The 14,179-nt window shown below is 65.1% G+C and carries 17 protein-coding genes and 1 tRNA gene; 2 read left to right on the top strand and 16 right to left on the bottom strand.

Features of this window, described 5'->3' with window-relative positions:
* Window positions 1-159: 159 nt before the first annotated feature.
* On the bottom strand, window positions 160-1,197 hold the full coding sequence (gene asd, locus NO366_RS13125; RefSeq protein ID WP_256531243.1) for an aspartate-semialdehyde dehydrogenase: 1,038 nt from the start codon (window positions 1,195-1,197) through the stop codon (window positions 160-162).
* A 217-nt stretch (window positions 1,198-1,414) separates the two neighbouring features.
* Here asd and NO366_RS13120 point away from each other — a divergent pair, with 217 nt between their 5' ends.
* Entirely contained in the window at window positions 1,415-1,693 is a 279-nt protein-coding gene (locus NO366_RS13120) for a hypothetical protein (RefSeq protein ID WP_256531242.1), read from the top strand.
* A 239-nt stretch (window positions 1,694-1,932) separates the two neighbouring features.
* On the opposite strand, the gene NO366_RS13115 is transcribed toward NO366_RS13120, so the two are convergent.
* The 9 genes from NO366_RS13115 to NO366_RS13075 all read right to left on the bottom strand — a co-directional run bounded on the left by NO366_RS13115 (window position 1,933) and on the right by NO366_RS13075 (window position 10,204).
* Window positions 1,933-2,121 (bottom strand): 30S ribosomal protein S17e, encoded by a 189-nt coding sequence (locus tag NO366_RS13115; protein ID WP_256531241.1) that lies wholly within the window; start codon window positions 2,119-2,121, stop codon window positions 1,933-1,935.
* A gap of 101 nt (window positions 2,122-2,222) precedes the next feature.
* Entirely contained in the window at window positions 2,223-2,936 is a 714-nt protein-coding gene (locus tag NO366_RS13110; RefSeq protein ID WP_256531240.1) for a DUF447 domain-containing protein, read from the bottom strand.
* Window positions 2,933-3,784 (bottom strand): triphosphoribosyl-dephospho-CoA synthase, encoded by an 852-nt coding sequence (locus NO366_RS13105; protein WP_256531239.1) that lies wholly within the window; start codon window positions 3,782-3,784, stop codon window positions 2,933-2,935. The genes NO366_RS13110 and NO366_RS13105 overlap by 4 nt, the downstream gene beginning before the upstream one ends.
* Window positions 3,785-3,808: 24 nt before the next feature.
* Window positions 3,809-4,621 carry a beta/alpha barrel domain-containing protein gene (locus tag NO366_RS13100; RefSeq protein ID WP_256531238.1) on the bottom strand — a complete coding sequence of 271 codons (813 nt, stop codon included), beginning with the start codon at window positions 4,619-4,621 and terminating at the stop codon, window positions 3,809-3,811.
* A 21-nt stretch (window positions 4,622-4,642) separates the two neighbouring features.
* On the bottom strand, window positions 4,643-5,635 hold the full coding sequence (gene cofD, locus NO366_RS13095) for a 2-phospho-L-lactate transferase (protein ID WP_256531236.1): 993 nt from the start codon (window positions 5,633-5,635) through the stop codon (window positions 4,643-4,645).
* 181 nt (window positions 5,636-5,816) lie between these two features.
* Window positions 5,817-7,361 carry a glutamate-cysteine ligase family protein gene (locus NO366_RS13090; RefSeq protein WP_256531235.1) on the bottom strand — a complete coding sequence of 515 codons (1,545 nt, stop codon included), beginning with the start codon at window positions 7,359-7,361 and terminating at the stop codon, window positions 5,817-5,819.
* A gap of 128 nt (window positions 7,362-7,489) precedes the next feature.
* Window positions 7,490-7,921, bottom strand: a complete 432-nt coding sequence (locus NO366_RS13085) for a TRAM domain-containing protein (RefSeq protein ID WP_256531234.1) — start codon at window positions 7,919-7,921, stop codon at window positions 7,490-7,492.
* Between the two features lie 919 nt (window positions 7,922-8,840).
* A tRNA-Glu gene (locus tag NO366_RS13080) sits at window positions 8,841-8,915 on the bottom strand.
* An 83-nt stretch (window positions 8,916-8,998) separates the two neighbouring features.
* Window positions 8,999-10,204 carry a helix-turn-helix transcriptional regulator gene (locus NO366_RS13075; RefSeq protein WP_256531233.1) on the bottom strand — a complete coding sequence of 402 codons (1,206 nt, stop codon included), beginning with the start codon at window positions 10,202-10,204 and terminating at the stop codon, window positions 8,999-9,001.
* Between the two features lie 145 nt (window positions 10,205-10,349).
* Here NO366_RS13075 and NO366_RS13070 point away from each other — a divergent pair, with 145 nt between their 5' ends.
* Complete coding sequence (locus tag NO366_RS13070) at window positions 10,350-10,928, top strand: MBL fold metallo-hydrolase (RefSeq protein WP_256531232.1); 579 nt, start codon at window positions 10,350-10,352, stop codon at window positions 10,926-10,928.
* 143 nt (window positions 10,929-11,071) lie between these two features.
* Here NO366_RS13070 and NO366_RS13065 read toward each other — a convergent pair whose 3' ends face one another.
* The 6 genes from NO366_RS13065 to rpl7ae all read right to left on the bottom strand — a co-directional run bounded on the left by NO366_RS13065 (window position 11,072) and on the right by rpl7ae (window position 13,813).
* Window positions 11,072-11,338 carry a DUF5827 family protein gene (locus NO366_RS13065; RefSeq protein WP_256531231.1) on the bottom strand — a complete coding sequence of 89 codons (267 nt, stop codon included), beginning with the start codon at window positions 11,336-11,338 and terminating at the stop codon, window positions 11,072-11,074.
* 144 nt (window positions 11,339-11,482) lie between these two features.
* On the bottom strand, window positions 11,483-12,085 hold the full coding sequence (gene sod, locus NO366_RS13060) for a superoxide dismutase (RefSeq protein ID WP_256531230.1): 603 nt from the start codon (window positions 12,083-12,085) through the stop codon (window positions 11,483-11,485).
* 216 nt (window positions 12,086-12,301) lie between these two features.
* On the bottom strand, window positions 12,302-12,766 hold the full coding sequence (ndk, locus tag NO366_RS13055) for a nucleoside-diphosphate kinase (RefSeq protein WP_256531229.1): 465 nt from the start codon (window positions 12,764-12,766) through the stop codon (window positions 12,302-12,304).
* On the bottom strand, window positions 12,763-13,212 hold the full coding sequence (locus NO366_RS13050) for a 50S ribosomal protein L24e (RefSeq protein WP_256531228.1): 450 nt from the start codon (window positions 13,210-13,212) through the stop codon (window positions 12,763-12,765). The genes ndk and NO366_RS13050 overlap by 4 nt, the downstream gene beginning before the upstream one ends.
* Before the next feature lie 2 nt (window positions 13,213-13,214).
* Entirely contained in the window at window positions 13,215-13,439 is a 225-nt protein-coding gene (locus NO366_RS13045) for a 30S ribosomal protein S28e (RefSeq protein ID WP_254768506.1), read from the bottom strand.
* An 11-nt stretch (window positions 13,440-13,450) separates the two neighbouring features.
* Window positions 13,451-13,813, bottom strand: a complete 363-nt coding sequence (gene rpl7ae, locus NO366_RS13040; protein ID WP_256531226.1) for a 50S ribosomal protein L7Ae — start codon at window positions 13,811-13,813, stop codon at window positions 13,451-13,453.
* Window positions 13,814-14,179: the final 366 nt, after the last annotated feature.

Here is a 14,179-nt window from a genome sequence, read left to right as displayed (position 1 = left end):
GCCGTTCGGAAGCGGCCACGAGCGTGGTGAAGGCTCGACTCGCGGTGAACCCGAGCGTGGTGAAGGGGCGACTCGCGGTGTCGACGGCGCCGGAGACGAGACGGTCGCTTCCTCGCTTGCACTGTCACCGCCCGCGAGCGAGAGGACTGGTCCCCGGGCTCAGACGTAGCCGCGATCGACGAGCAGTTCGCCGTTCAGTACGCTCGCGCCGGCCGCCCCGCGGATCGTATTGTGCGCGAGACAGTTGTACTGCAGGCCGCCGGTCGCCGACGATTCCAGCCCACCCACGGAGACGGCCATGCCGTCGCCCCGGTTCCGGTCGAGACGTGGCTGCGGTCGATCTGGCTCGGACAGCACCTCGATGAACGGATCGGGGGCCGTGTGGAGGTCGATTCCCGGATAGGCGGCCATCGCCTCCGCGGCCGCCTCCGGCGTGACGTCGTCGTCGGTTTCGACCCAGACGTTCTCTAGGTGCCCGTCGAGCGTCGGGATTCGATTGACCGACGCCGAGACGGTCACGTCGTGGTGATCGATGGCCGACCCGTCGAACGAGCCGAGCAGTTTTCGCGACTCGGTCTCCAGCTTCTCGGCCTCACCGCCGATGTGGGGGAGGGCGTTGTCCACGATCTCCATCGACGAGACACCGTCGTAGCCCGCACCGGAGACGGCCTGGAGCGTCGCAACGTGGACGCGTTCGAGTCCGTACTCGGAGAGGGGCGCGAGCGTGGGGACGAACGTGATCGTCGAGCAATTCGGGTTCTTGACGAGCGCGCCATCCCAGCCGCGCTCTGCCCGCTGTACGTCGAGTAGCGCAAGGTGATCGGCATTGAGTTCGGGGATGACGAGCGGCACGTCGTCCGCCATCCGTTCGTTCGAGGCGTTCGACGAGACCACGTACCCCGCCTCACAGAATGCGGGCTCGACCCGGGCGCCGACGTCCGAGGGGAGGGCAGAGAACAGGAGTGACACGTCGTCCGGGACGGCCGAGGGCTCGGTCGGGACGACCTCGACGTTCGCGACCGCATCGGGAATCGGGGATCCCGTGCGCCACTTCGCCGCGTCCCGGTAGGTCGCCCCTGCGCTCGACTCGCTCGCCGTCACCGACGCGATCTCGAACGACGGGTGCGGGGCCAATAACTCGACGAGACGCTGCCCGACGGCACCGGTCGCTCCGAGAATTCCGACTCTAACGCTCATTGCGCTTCCCTCGGAAGTCCGCGGAGAAAGCCGTTTGGGTGCGTGCAAAACTGGACTCTGTCTGCGGAGTCGACTGGAGCACGGACACCACGTGAGCGATCACGATCGCTCGCGGATAGAAGATATTAAGCGACCGGAGCGAAATCGTCCGAGCAACGAACGCCGCTGGGGGCGAACCGGTCGACCACCGGGCCACCAGCGAGCACCCCTATCGACCATGTTCAGCAAAATCACCGATCCGATCTACGACACGCTGATGAACGGGAAGATCGTCAACCGCCTCGTCCTCATCCTCGGGATCGTCCTCGTGCTCTACGGCGCGTATACTATCCTCGGTTTCTACGGAGAGATCTGGAACCAGTTGCTCAAAAACACCCCACGGCAAAATACGCTCGCACCGGTCCTGACCGCGTTCCTCTCGGTGATCGTCGGTCTGGTCGCCGTCGTCCTCGGGACGGTCGCGGACTTCTCCTGGAACCCGGACGCCTCGCACTGACGCCCTGACCACCGAAACCGGTTCCGAACGATCCCGCAGGCGTCTTTTCGACCGAACTGATCGACCAGCTGAGGCGACGAGGAGCGGCGGTCGATCGTCGAACGACTTCTCGCTGCGTTCGTCCCGCCACGGCGTCTCGGTGGTTCCACGAGGGGACGTCCGTTTCCAGGCGGCGCTTCGACACGCGGCTGTCGCTCACCACCGGTGCACGACGAATCTGTGTCCGAACGAAACCAGTTTCAGGCCGCGGGAACGCCCTGCTTGCGCGTGACGTAGCCGGCGATGCGGTTGCGAACGCCCTTCGATTCGATGTTCGTGAGTTTCTCGACGCTCTCTTTGTTCTGCTCGAAGTCGTCCGTGAAGGCGTCCGGGTAGCGCTCCATGAGGAGCGTCGCAGTCTTCTTCACGTAGGCGGGTTTGATGGCCATGCGTGTGGCTCCGACCCGCGGACCTTAAAAGACACCGTTTTCCGGTGGCCGCGACGACCGGAGCGCCCGCGCTGGAACGTGGCAGAACGGGACGGCAGCGCTTATTCGAGGGTGATATCCTCGTCAACGTGGGCGAGCAATCGATCGAACGCCTCGCGTTCGCGCGGACTGCCCGCCCGCTCGACGACGTCGCCCGCGCGAGCGATCGTTCGCCGACACGTCGACTCGTCGTAGGCGTCCGTACCGAGGCGCGAGGCGGCGACGCTAGCCTCGATGACGGCGCCGAGCCCGCGCGAAAGCGTCGGGACGGTTCGGGAGACGATCGTCGTCTCGACCGGAACGAGCGCCCAGCGGACCCACTCGGTGTCGCCATCGTGGCCCGAATCGACCCGCGTGAACTCGACGTGAGCCCAGGCGTGGGCCTGATCGACCACCGGATTCGTCGTCTCGACGATGGAGAGGGCCGCGTCGACGAACGTGACCGGGTCGGTGACGAACTGGACGTATCCCTCACCCGTTCGGTCGACGTTCCGACGCGTTCGCGTGGCGCCCCACGTCGTCGCCGTCACCGGGTCGCCGGCGAAGAGTCCGAGCGGGGCGACGTTCCACCGGTCGTTCGGCCCGAGCGTCGTCACCAGCGACTCGGTCACGCCGGTCAGTTCGACGGGCCAGTCGACGCCGCCGTCGTCCACCCTCTCTGGTGCGGTTTCGTCCGCGCCACAGTCGGACGGTTTGGCCCCACCGGCAGTCGACGGATCCTCGCCATCGCTGGCTACCGACTCCACCCTTCGATTCGACTCGTTCGACCCGGTCATACGGAGATCGTTCCTCGCTCCAGCGCGATGAAGAGGCCGGCCGCGACGAGATCGGCCGTCGTTCCCGGATTGATCCCTTCGGCCACAAGGTCGTCTGCGAATGTGGTGACGGCCGGACGATCGGTCACGACCGCGTCCCGTTCGGCCAGCGTCGACGCCCGTTCGCGCACGTCCGCGGCGACCGACTCCCCGTGCCGAGTCACGACGAGCGTGTCCGGCCGCTCGGCCAGCAGCGACAGATAGACGGCGGCGGTGCGGTCGACCACCGGTCCGGACCGGTCCCCGAGTCGGTCGGCCGCCGCGAAAGACCGCTCGAATCCCGTCACCCACTCCCTGGCGACGTCGTCGCCGGGCACACCCAGTTCGAGGACCGACTGCAGGTCGAGTCCTCGCTCCCGGACGGCCGGTATCGCGTCCGAGCCGCGACGAACGTCGAGAGCGGCCGCGTCCGCCGGTGGATCGTCCACGGCGACGGAGACGTGATCGAACGCGCGATAGAACGCTTCCGCGTCGGCCACCGTCGTCTCGGAGACGACGTCGTCACACCGTTCCGGGGTCAGTTCGGCGGCGGCCGCGCTCACCAGCGGGACGAGCAAGAGGAGCGAACCGAATTGCGTGTTGCCACCCTCCTGTGTCGCCATGCCCGCGACCGATCGTTCGAACGCCGCGCCGACAGGGTCGCCCGCCTCGGCCATGTCGAGTCCCGTTCGCGAACCGACGGCACCCGCGAGGAAGTGCTCGAAACGGAGAGCAGACAGATCGCGCTCCCGATCGACGTTCCCCGGTTTCGGCGTCCCGGCGACTTCGAGCAACAGCGCGAGTTGAGCGCGATCCGCGGGCCCGTTCATACTGATCCTGGGCGAGGACCGTCCTTAGCCCTTTTCCACCGACCCGGACGACGCGATCCGATCGCCGTCGGTCGGACCGGGCCGGTCGTCGGACCCCAGGTGACGGGAAACAGCGGCCGCGACGCGTTCGCGCACGCGCCGGTCGTCGCTCGGTCGGCCGATACTTACCGCGTCGGCGCCGTACGCGACGTACTCGGAGACCGTCCGCTCGTCGCGAACGCCGTTGTTCGCGATCACGAACAGGTCCGTCGCGTCGGCGACCGCAGCGACGACGGGTTCAGAATCCATCGCATCGACGTGGACGAACGACGCGCCCGCTTCCTCGATAGCGCGAGCGGTCGCAGGAAGGTCGACGCCGGGTACCTCCGCGCGAACCTTCGCCCCCACCGTGGCCCCGGACGAGGCGGCCGCCGAGACGTACTCGCAGAGTCGATCTGTATCGCCAAGGAGCGTCTCCCCACAGCCGACCTCGCGAAGTTCGTCCTGGCGACAGTGTGCGTTCACCTCGAGCAGCGCATCGTGGCGTCGACAGACGCGGGCAACGGTCTCGATTGGCTCGACGGTGGTCGACCGAACGTTGATCCCGGGCCGGATCGGCGCGGACCCGATCGCCGCGAGCTGTTCGTCGACGAAGCTGATCGGATCGGGTGGCAGAAATTCCGACCGGCCGCGGGCGACGAGGACGCGAGCGGCCTCTCTGGCCGGTTCGTCGAGGGCGATACCGCCGAGGAACGCGGCACCCGCCGCGTCCGAACCCTGCCGGGCCCAGGTCGCGTCTGACTCCCCACTCAGGCTCGCCAGGGCGAGTCTCGGTTCGAACGGTGAGTCGGTAGCCATGTCGGTACGTGCCCTCCCGACTCACTCCACGAGATCGATCGCCCGGGCGACGGCGTCGACGACACGACGGGCGTCGTCGGGCGAGTCGATGCGGATGTCCGTCTCGACGGTCGGTCGATCGAACGACCCCGAGTCCGAGTCGTCGACGACGAAGGCGTCCGCGAACGGGTACACCGCGGGGAGACCCGCGGTTCCGGGCGGCGCACCGACCGCACCCATGAGTTTCGCCGCGGGGCCCGAAAACGCGTCCCCGCCGAGGAACGGTGAGACGGCCACGACGGTGGTCTCCGCGAGTGCGTCGCCGATTCCGGAGACCGAGAGCATCGGCCCGATGCTCGTGATCGGGTTCGACGGTCCCACGACGACGACGTCCCCGAGCGCTTCGAGGACGCCCGGCGCAGGTTCGGCCGTCGCCGATCCCCTGAACTCGACGTTCTCGATTGCTGGCTCACCGTCGTTCGCGACCCAGAACTCCTGAAAGTGCATCAGACCCTCGTCGGTGTGGACGAGCGTCGCGACCGAGTCGTCACTCATCGGCAGGATGTCGATCGTGATGCCGAAGGCGCGCGCGATCGCCGCGGTCGCCTCCGACAGGGTCTTTCCCTCGTCTAACAGGCTCGTCCGCGTGAGGTGAACCGCCCGATCCCGATCGCCGATCGTCATGAACTCGCCGACGCCCGAGAAGCGCCGCCAGTCGGCGATATCCCGACCGGCTGTCTGGCGCGATTCGGGAAGGTACGTCGGCTCGGTCGAGCGACCCATCGACCCTGCGAGGTCGAGGAGCGCGTCGTGCGTCCGGTGCGTATCCCCGTTGATGCCCCACCACGTGCCACGGTCCAGCACCCCGCCCCCCTGGAAGAGAAGGGTATCGACGTCGGGAGAGACGAAGAGACCACCGAGTTCGACGTCGTCGCCGGTGTTTGCGACGACGGTCGTTTCCGCCGGCGTGAACGCGGCCGTCGCTCCGTCGAGGAGCTTCGGCGTTCCGGTCCCGCCGGAGAGGAACGTGACCATGGACGGACCTTGCGGGAGGGGCGGCTAAGGTGTTGCGGCCCCGGTGGTCGGCTCCGGAATCGTGACACCGCCAGCAATGCCGGCTCGCACGTCATCGTACCTCGACCGGATCGAATATCAGAGCGGACCCGATCGACTACCGACAGCGTGACGCCGTGGACCCGTGACGCGGAGAACCGACTCAGAGCCAGTCGGCGAAGGATCCCTCGAGGATCGTCTCGCGCTGGGCGTCTACGTACGCCCGCTGCATCTCCGGGATAGCCTCCGCGAGCGTCGCGCCGTCGTCGGCCAGTTCACGGACTCTATCACGCTTCCAATCGGCTGGAGCCGTCCGCCGTTTGACTCGCTTGCGGAGAGGGTCCACGTAGGCTGCCGCCTCCGTGCTCGAGAGCCCGCGGCTGGTCAGACCGTCCGTGGCGTAGGCGAGGATGTCTGCGAACACCGCGTCGACGTCGGTCGTCTCGTGGCCGTCGTTGGTGATCCAGAACAACTCCGCATCGAAGCCGTCCCGCATCGCGCCGTAGAAGTTCTCGCGGGCGTACTCCCACTCCAGGTCGGCGACCGGGTGTTCGAGCCGGGGGAGGCTCTCCATGAGACCAGCAAAGACCGCCTGGAAGGCGATCGAGTCGCGAACCGTCGGCTGGGCGGGGATCGGCCGGAACTCGATCCTGGCGTTGGCCGCCGATCGGGAAACGCCGTCGAAGACGGGGCGCACCCACCGCCAGTAGGTGCCGTGGGTCCGTCTGAGGTGGGCGAACCGGTCGTCGTATCGGCCGTGTTTCTGGACCGGCATGGGGACGACCGCATCGTCTGCGGCGATGCGATCGACCGCCTCTTCGGTCGAGACCAGGTCGGCCGGAAACCTGACCTTCCCCGGTTCCTCGCGATCTGCGTTTAGCACCGTCTCGAACACGCTGACCCGGTGTTCACGCCAGCCATCGGCGAGTGCGTCCGCGACGGTCGTCCCGTCGTCGTAACAATCCGGCGGGAAGAACGGTGAATTGGCCCCGAGCGCGAGCAGCGGCCCGGCGACCCGGAGCGCGTAGTTGAAGTACGCCGGGAGATCGTCCGCGTGGGGAACCTGGTAGTGCGGCTGGATCGAAGTGATCAAACTCTCGGGCATCACCGTGTCTGCCTCCATCGAGACGTGTGGAGCGTCGATCCGCATCCCCGCTGCCGTCGCACGATCCGTGTTCGCCATCGCGTGATACCGCGCCGAGTCGCTCATGTTCGCCGCGAACCGGAGGCTGCGCTCGTCCCCGTCCACCTCGACCGACCGTTCGACGCTCTCCGTGAGGTAGCCCCGGGCCGTCTCGCCGGCGGGTGGGATGGTCCACATCGAATCGCTCACCAGGCGCATGTCCTCCGTACTCGTCACCGACAACGCGGTCTCCAGGCGCGCCTTGACCTCGGACTCCTGCGCCCTGAGCCCGTGAGCCGACAGCGGCTGCGGGCTCGTCGTCATCTCCGCGTTGTGCAATCCGAGCTCCTTCTCGAAGCCGATGAGGTCCAGTAATCGCCGTGGGACGCGAACGAGGGAGGCGTCGTCGGCGTCGACGGCGTAAAACTCGTACTCCAGGCCGACGATCGCCTGCGGGTTGTCGAAGACGCCCTCGGCCAGCGCCTCCGTCAACATCACGGCCTCCTCGTCGACCGCGGACTGATACGCATCCGGGTCTGTCGAGAGCACGTCCGCCGTTCGCGTGACCAGATCCGACTCGTCCATGCCGGTCCTGCACGACGGAGGGGCTAAAAAGGTGGTCCTTGGCAACCGGGGTCGAACGAACGACCCTGGGAGTGAATTCTGTGGCACGGCGCCCCCCCTGCGTGGGACCGTCGACGGACGAGCGCCTCTCAGCGAATCGCCCGATCGGCGTCCACGACGCTCGCGAAGGCGACGTTCTGCGTAACGTCGTCGATCCGGACGGTGGGCGTATCGCCGGGGGTTGCCCCCTCGACGATCACGACGTAGCCCCGTTCGACCTTGGCGATCCCGTCGCCCTGCTCGCCAATCGCCTCGATAGTCACCTCGCGTTCCTCTCCCTCCGTCACCGGCGGCTCCGGTCGCGACGTCGGTCTCGATGGTGTCTCCCGTCGGTCCGCGATCCCGTCCGGAGGACCCGACGAAGCGTTCGTCGACTCGATCAGTGCGACGCGGTACGTCTCGCCAGCCGTGACCGATCGGTGGTCGACCTCGGACCGAGGAACCTCGACGACGTACGCGTCGTCGCGTCGTTCGATACGCCCAGTGAACACCGTCCGGAGGGAGTCGTCGATTTCTATCATTCGAAAGTCACTGTATCGGTCTACACCGCCGACTGTCTTTAACACATTCGGTAATAGCACTCGATTTATACCGTATTGGCGACGGTCGATCCCACCCAGGTCGGAGAAGTCTGGCGTCGCGACTCAATCTATGCCGCCTGGACGCTACTAGTACAACAACGGTACTGTCGGAAGGAGTGGTAGGTAGAAGTATCTGTGTTACATACAGAATAGTAATACTGGCTGACCACACACACATACACACATCGTATAGAACATACAATACTAAGACGTAAATCGCAGCAATGGTATCGGTACTGTCACCACACACCTCTCCAGATGAAATGTCTGGTCCAGAACGTGCGTTGATACGTATCGCCTCAGCCGTGATCGGATTCGGTATCATGGTGTTGCTCGCACCGGGTGACGGGGTCGTGGCGCTCGGAGGGGCGGTTACCGCGTTTCTGGGGATACTGGCGCTAATACACCTCGTCGAAGGGTATCGAATGAATCAGTGGCCGACTGCCGAGACGCTCCAGGTGCTACGTTGCAGAATGGCTCTCAGTTCCTCCCCGGGCGTCGTCGAGTTGTGCGCAGCGATCTCGCGGTCGGATCGACCCCGTTCCGGTCGTCGGCGGGTGCCGACCGCCCGACGGCACGCAAAACTCGTGCGCCACCGAGTATGTGAACCGCCTGCAGCCGGTATCGTTCGCGTTTCGCGGTTCTCACTTCGTTTCGAACCGCACAACGTCGCCGTGCGGGCTGTGACTCCGCTCCGCTAACACCCACCCGGGCGCGCTTATTTCACTCGCAAAACTCGTTCGCTGTAGTGCTCCGTCAGGGATTCGAACCACGCCCAGACGTGCTCGCTTCGCTGCGCGCGACTGGTCTGATTCGAATCCAGGGTCGCATTTGCTGCTCACGTTCGTTCGCAGCAAAGTGCTCCGTCAGGGATTCGAACCCTGGTCCTTGCCGTGAGAGGGCAAGATGATTGGCCGGACTACACCAACGGAGCCCGCACGCCCATCCCGCGGAGGGGTCGACGTGTCTACTCAATAGTTGCGGGGAAACCAGTTTAAGCGTTCCGTTTCAAGGCCGTCAGCGGGAGTCGTTCTCGTGTGGCGAACGCGCGGCTTCCGGTTCGAAGCCATCGAGACTGATGATGTTCTCGCGGCCGACGCGGAGTTTGCTGATCGTCCCTTCGGACTCCATCTCCGAGAGCAACATACTGACCTTCGACTTCGACCAGTCGGTCTCCTCGACGATCTGTACCTGCTTCATGCGACCGCCGTTCTCGGTGAGTAACGAGACCACGCGATCTTCGTCCGTCATGAGTTCGGCGTCGGAGATCGGACTCGTCGAATCCGTCCCCTGGCCCGGTTCGCGAGCCGCTCCCGTGTCGGCCGGTGGCGGTCCACCTTCGTCGCCGGTGGCAGTTTCCTGCGTTTCGAAGGGGGAGGGGAGGGATGCGAATATATCCGGATACCGGTGTCGTCTCGCGACTGCCAGCGCGAGCCCAGCAACCAGTCCGAGACCCACGATTGCACCACCGATCGCGACCGGCGTGGAAATGGAGTCCTGCTCGCCGGTCGCCCCAGCACTCTCCTCCGGGACGAGAACGACGTACGGCCGACCGCTGATGAACTCACGTTCCCCTCGCCAGACCACCTGGTCGCGTTCGTGCAGTTCGGGGAACCGTGCCTCCGGGTCCGGGTACACTTGATCGAACGCGAGGCCGTCCCCGGCCCGAATGCGCAACTTCTGATCGGCCATGATGTAGAACCCGCCCTCGAAGACGTCGGACACGACGACTCGCCCGGATTCCGTCGCGGCGAATCCCTCCCAGGTAAACGACATCTCGACGACGCCGTTCGTATTGACCGATCGCTCGACACGGGCCGTCCGATTGAAGTCCGTCGCCGCCATTTCACGGTCGGTGTAGCGTTGGCCGTCCGTGACGAGCGCCGTGGCCTGTTCCGTGAACTTCGTGTAGAGGTCGGTCTCTTCGGACTCGAACCGACTCGCGTAGGCCTCGAAGTTGTCGACCTCCTCCGTCGACTCGAGCGTCCGTTCGTATTCGAACGTCCACCTCGCTGACCCGTCTTCGGCGACACTGATGTCGAACGTGGTCCGGTCGAACTCCTGTGCTGACGTCGCGACGGTCGAGTTTACCGCCGTCGTCGCCGTTTCGTTGATCGGCGACGGCGCCCCGGACGGCTGGTCGGTCATCGAGACGAGAACGACGCTCACCAGCAGACCTGACGCGACCACCGCGACCAGGATCACAGCAAGCGACCGTTTCATTCGTGGGGAGTTCGGCGGGACCCCCCATAGAGGTTGTGAATCGGAAACCCCATCAGGACGTATCACATCGTCGAATCGAGAGCCGTTCTCCGACGACTCGATCGGTAGTCGACACGCACAAACGAGTGTCCGTCCTAGTCGACCCATGATCGTGAACCTCGCCGCGGCGGAAACGGCGTTCACCAGCAACGCGTTCCTCGTCGACGGCGACCGGCGAGTGGTGGTCGATACCGGGGCGAACTTCGACGTCGTCGACGCGATCGAGTCTCACGTCGACGCTATCGACGAAGTGGTACTGACCCACACCCATCCGGACCACGTCGGTGCCCTGTCGGACGTGACGGATCGGTTCGACGTGCCCGTCCGCGGATTCGACGTCACGGCCGACGGCGTCACGGACGAACTCGCGGATGGCGAGGGGATACGGCTCGGCGATCACGACTACGTAGCCATCCACACACCCGGACACAAGGACGATCACCTGTGTCTGTACGCCGCCGAAGCGGGGATCCTCTTCGCCGGCGACCTCGTCTTCCAGAACGGTGGGTTCGGACGTACCGACCTCCCCGAAGGAGACCGTGCGACGCTGATCGATAGCATCGATCGGCTCGCGTCGACCATCGACGATAGCCTGCGGGAACTCCACGCCGGTCACGGCCCGAGCGTGACCGACGATCCCGCAGAACACGTCTCGCTCGCGGCTCGGATGGCTCGACGCCACTGAGGAATCGGTCTCCGTCACCGACAGTCCGACTCGACGAGGCCACCAACGAATCTATCGCAGGTCCGCGAGCGGACGGCCGTTCGTCGTTCGACAGGTACCGGGTCCGAACGACGGAGAAACCGTCAGCCAGACCGAGTCGCCCGTCAGTCAGCCAACCCGTAGTAGCCTGGCTCGTCGTCGGATTGGGGTTCCGCGACCACGAGATCGTCTGCGTTGATCATGATCCACGGGATCGCCCAGTCGAGCAAGATATCTTCTGTCTCCCGATCGAGTTCTGCGGTCGGCTCCAGGCCCTGGAGGAGTCTGGCAATCTCGTAAACCGTGTACAGCTGTCCCGACTCCATGAGATCCTCGGGTTCGTAGAAGTCACAGGGGTAGGTCTCCTCGAACGACGATTTCGGTCGTGGCATACCCCCGGCTACGAACGGATGGGTCCTAAAACCCCCGGCAGTGCCGACGACGGACGTCGTCCGCCGACGATCGGTGCACCCCGGTGCAGTCGCTCGGGGACGGGTGGCGATAAAATACGGAGTTCGACGCTGTCGGTCGGGCAGTTACTCGAAGTGATCCAGACACTTCTGGTACTCCTCCGCGACGGAGTCCCAGTTGACGACGTCGAAGAAGCTGTCGATGAAGTCGCCGCGGTCCGGACCGTAGTCGTAGTAGTACGAGTGTTCCCAGACGTCGAGCGCGAGGATCGGGTGGGATCCCCAGAGCGCGCCCTGGTCGTGCTTGTCGACGACGATGTTACGGAGCTGCTTCGAGACGGGATCGTAGACGAGGAGCGCCCAGCCACCGGCAGCGCCGGCTGCGGCCTCGAATTCGCCCTTCCAGCCCTCGTAGGAACCGAAGTCCTCCTCGATGCGGTCGGCGAGGTCACCCTCGGGTTCGCCGCCGCCGTTGGGGGACATGTTCTCCCAGAACATCGTGTGGAGGTAGTGCCCACTGCCGTTGTGGGTCACGTTCCCGATGGCACCGGGCGAACTGCCGAAGTCACCGCTCTCACGGTTCTCGGCGAGGGTCTCTTCGGCCGCGTTCAGCCCGTTGACGTAGCCCTGGTGGTGCGTGTCGTGATGCCAGGTGACGACCTGTTCGGAAATCGATGGTTCGAGCGCGTCGTAGTCGTACGGAAGTGGTGGAAGTTCGTGTTCGGTCATTGTGGACACCCGAAGAGGTGTTCGTTCGCGCGAGTGTTAAACGTTGAGGAGTGAAACGATACCACAGCGCAACGGATCCGGCGGTTGGATTCCCGCGAACTCCTCACCGGGACCCACGACGGTCCACGTGTTAACGGTTACACCGGCAAAGAAGAGACTACGCTATCGAATCGTCAGTTCGCACACTGGATGAGAGGCCCCAGTAACTCGGGGCGACTACTCGTAGAGCCACGAGGCGTCGTGCTGGTCGTACTCGACCAGCTCGTCCTCGTCGAAGTGGATCGCGATCTCGCGCTCGTTCGCGCCCACGTCTTCGTTGTCCGCCGCGTGAACGACGTTCCGACCGAGGTCGAGTGCGTAGTCACCGCGGATCGTTCCGGGTGCCGCCTCGAGCGGGTCGGTCTCGCCGATCATCTGGCGGACCTGTCGCGTCGCGTCCTGTCCCTCCCAGACCATGGGGACGACCGGACCGGACGTGATGAAGTCGACCAGGTCGTCGTAGAAGGGCTTGTCCTCGTGTTCCGCGTAGTGCTCTTCGGCCCGGTCGCGGGGCATGTTCTCGACCTTGAGGCCGACGAGTTTGAGCCCGCGATCTTCGAGTCGAGAGACGACCTCGCCGACAAGTCCGCGTGCGAAGGCGTCGGGCTTGACCATCACGAACGTGCGTTCGTCATCGGTCATGCCTCGGCCTCCTCGGAATCCTCGGCGTCGTCGTCAGCGGCGGTGTCGGATTCGTCACCGTCACCGTCCGATTGGGTGTCGGATTCTTCGGTGTCTTCGTCCGACGCGGTGTCGGATTCGTCACCGTCGGTTGGTGCGTCTGCGTCGTCGGAGGCTTCGTCCACGTCGCCGGATTCTTGGGTCTCCGTGTCCGCGTCCTCGGCGTCATCCGATCCGGGTTCGGCGTCGTCGGGAGTCGCCTCGGTCTCCGCTGCTCGCGTCGACTCCTTGCCTCGACGGCCCTCCTCGGTCCACTCAAGGTCGCGCGGTTCGCGGCCCATCAGGTAGTTCTTCTCTGCTTTCGAGTCGACGAAGTGGAGCACGGTCCCGTCGGTCCGGACGTACATGATGCCCGTCCCGGGTTCGATCTCTTCGCCCGTGTAATCGCAGGTTCGTGTCTCGACCATCGTCACTGTCCTCCGATCGAATCGGCCTCGCGTGCGGTCTCGCGTAGCTGGAGGACGTCCCCCTCGCGGACCGGCCCGAGGCAGTTGCGAGTGATGATGCGACCCTGGTTCTCGCCCTCCTTGATCCGACACTTGACCTGCATGGCTTCGCCGTGCATGCCGGTCTTGCCGACGATCTCGATGACTTCGGCGGGCGTGGAGCCGCTTTCACCCTCTTCAGCGCTCATCTCTGATCACCTCACTCGAGGTCCTCGATCTTGCCAGCGATGTCATCGACGTCGTCGTCGGCATCGCCGGTGTCGACGATCGCGGCGGCGGCGGAGCCGACTTCGAGGCCGGCGGCGTGACCGACGTCGTCCTGGGTCTCGACGAAGACGACCGGAATACCCTTCTCGTCGGCGAGTTCGGGCAGGTGCATGACGATCTCCTCGGGGGAGACGTCTTCGGCGACGTAGACGAGGTCGGCGTTGCCGCGCTCGATCGCTTTCGTGGTTTCGTTCGTTCCTTTCTTTACGCGTCCTGTGTCTCGGGCGACTTCGAGGGCCTCGAGGGCGTCCTCTTGAAGGTCGGCCGGGACGTCGATAGTGACGTAGACTGACATTGGTTGTTCACCTCTCCTACGCGCGGGCTCGCGCTCCCCTGCCGGTGGGGCGCTGGGTGCCCCGTTCCGGAATCACGTTCCGGCGGAGTTCCTGTGCGGCTAGGAGCATCATCAACCCCGCGTAGGGTGTAGGCTTGAGTAACGGTGCCCCCCATAAAAGCGTGTTCAAACGAAATTCGGGGTGACACCGATGCGCACGTCGAACGGTCGCCCGAGAGCGTCGGGTCGAGATAGGGAGGGACGTGAAGACGTGTCCCGTTACGATCACGATATCGGTGTCCAACCGCACCACCGTCGGTTCGGTTCGAATGTGCCCGGAAGGGCCGTCGATCGAGCGCAGCATTCGGACCATCCGCTCGGTCCACC

It is taken from the genome of Halovivax cerinus (assembly GCF_024498195.1).
Classification (GTDB): Archaea; Halobacteriota; Halobacteria; order Halobacteriales; family Natrialbaceae; genus Halovivax; species Halovivax cerinus.
This window is presented reverse-complemented; position numbering and strand designations above follow the sequence as displayed.

Coding starts and splice junctions, on each gene's coding strand:
- NO366_RS13105 (WP_256531239.1), bottom strand. CDS start 3,784: ATGAACGGGCCCGCGGATCGCGCTCAACTCGCGCTGTTGCTCGAAGTC.
- NO366_RS13110 (WP_256531240.1), bottom strand. CDS start 2,936: ATGACCGGGTCGAACGAGTCGAATCGAAGGGTGGAGTCGGTAGCCAGC.
- NO366_RS13070 (WP_256531232.1), top strand. CDS start 10,350: ATGATCGTGAACCTCGCCGCGGCGGAAACGGCGTTCACCAGCAACGCG.
- NO366_RS13100 (WP_256531238.1), bottom strand. CDS start 4,621: ATGGCTACCGACTCACCGTTCGAACCGAGACTCGCCCTGGCGAGCCTG.
- NO366_RS13045 (WP_254768506.1), bottom strand. CDS start 13,439: ATGAGCGCTGAAGAGGGTGAAAGCGGCTCCACGCCCGCCGAAGTCATC.
- NO366_RS13090 (WP_256531235.1), bottom strand. CDS start 7,361: ATGGACGAGTCGGATCTGGTCACGCGAACGGCGGACGTGCTCTCGACA.
- asd (WP_256531243.1), bottom strand. CDS start 1,197: ATGAGCGTTAGAGTCGGAATTCTCGGAGCGACCGGTGCCGTCGGGCAG.
- NO366_RS13115 (WP_256531241.1), bottom strand. CDS start 2,121: ATGGCCATCAAACCCGCCTACGTGAAGAAGACTGCGACGCTCCTCATG.
- rpl7ae (WP_256531226.1), bottom strand. CDS start 13,813: ATGTCAGTCTACGTCACTATCGACGTCCCGGCCGACCTTCAAGAGGAC.
- NO366_RS13085 (WP_256531234.1), bottom strand. CDS start 7,921: ATGATAGAAATCGACGACTCCCTCCGGACGGTGTTCACTGGGCGTATC.
- cofD (WP_256531236.1), bottom strand. CDS start 5,635: ATGGTCACGTTCCTCTCCGGCGGGACCGGAACGCCGAAGCTCCTCGAC.
- NO366_RS13120 (WP_256531242.1), top strand. CDS start 1,415: ATGTTCAGCAAAATCACCGATCCGATCTACGACACGCTGATGAACGGG.
- ndk (WP_256531229.1), bottom strand. CDS start 12,766: ATGACCGATGACGAACGCACGTTCGTGATGGTCAAGCCCGACGCCTTC.
- NO366_RS13075 (WP_256531233.1), bottom strand. CDS start 10,204: ATGAAACGGTCGCTTGCTGTGATCCTGGTCGCGGTGGTCGCGTCAGGT.
- NO366_RS13050 (WP_256531228.1), bottom strand. CDS start 13,212: ATGGTCGAGACACGAACCTGCGATTACACGGGCGAAGAGATCGAACCC.
- NO366_RS13065 (WP_256531231.1), bottom strand. CDS start 11,338: ATGCCACGACCGAAATCGTCGTTCGAGGAGACCTACCCCTGTGACTTC.
- sod (WP_256531230.1), bottom strand. CDS start 12,085: ATGACCGAACACGAACTTCCACCACTTCCGTACGACTACGACGCGCTC.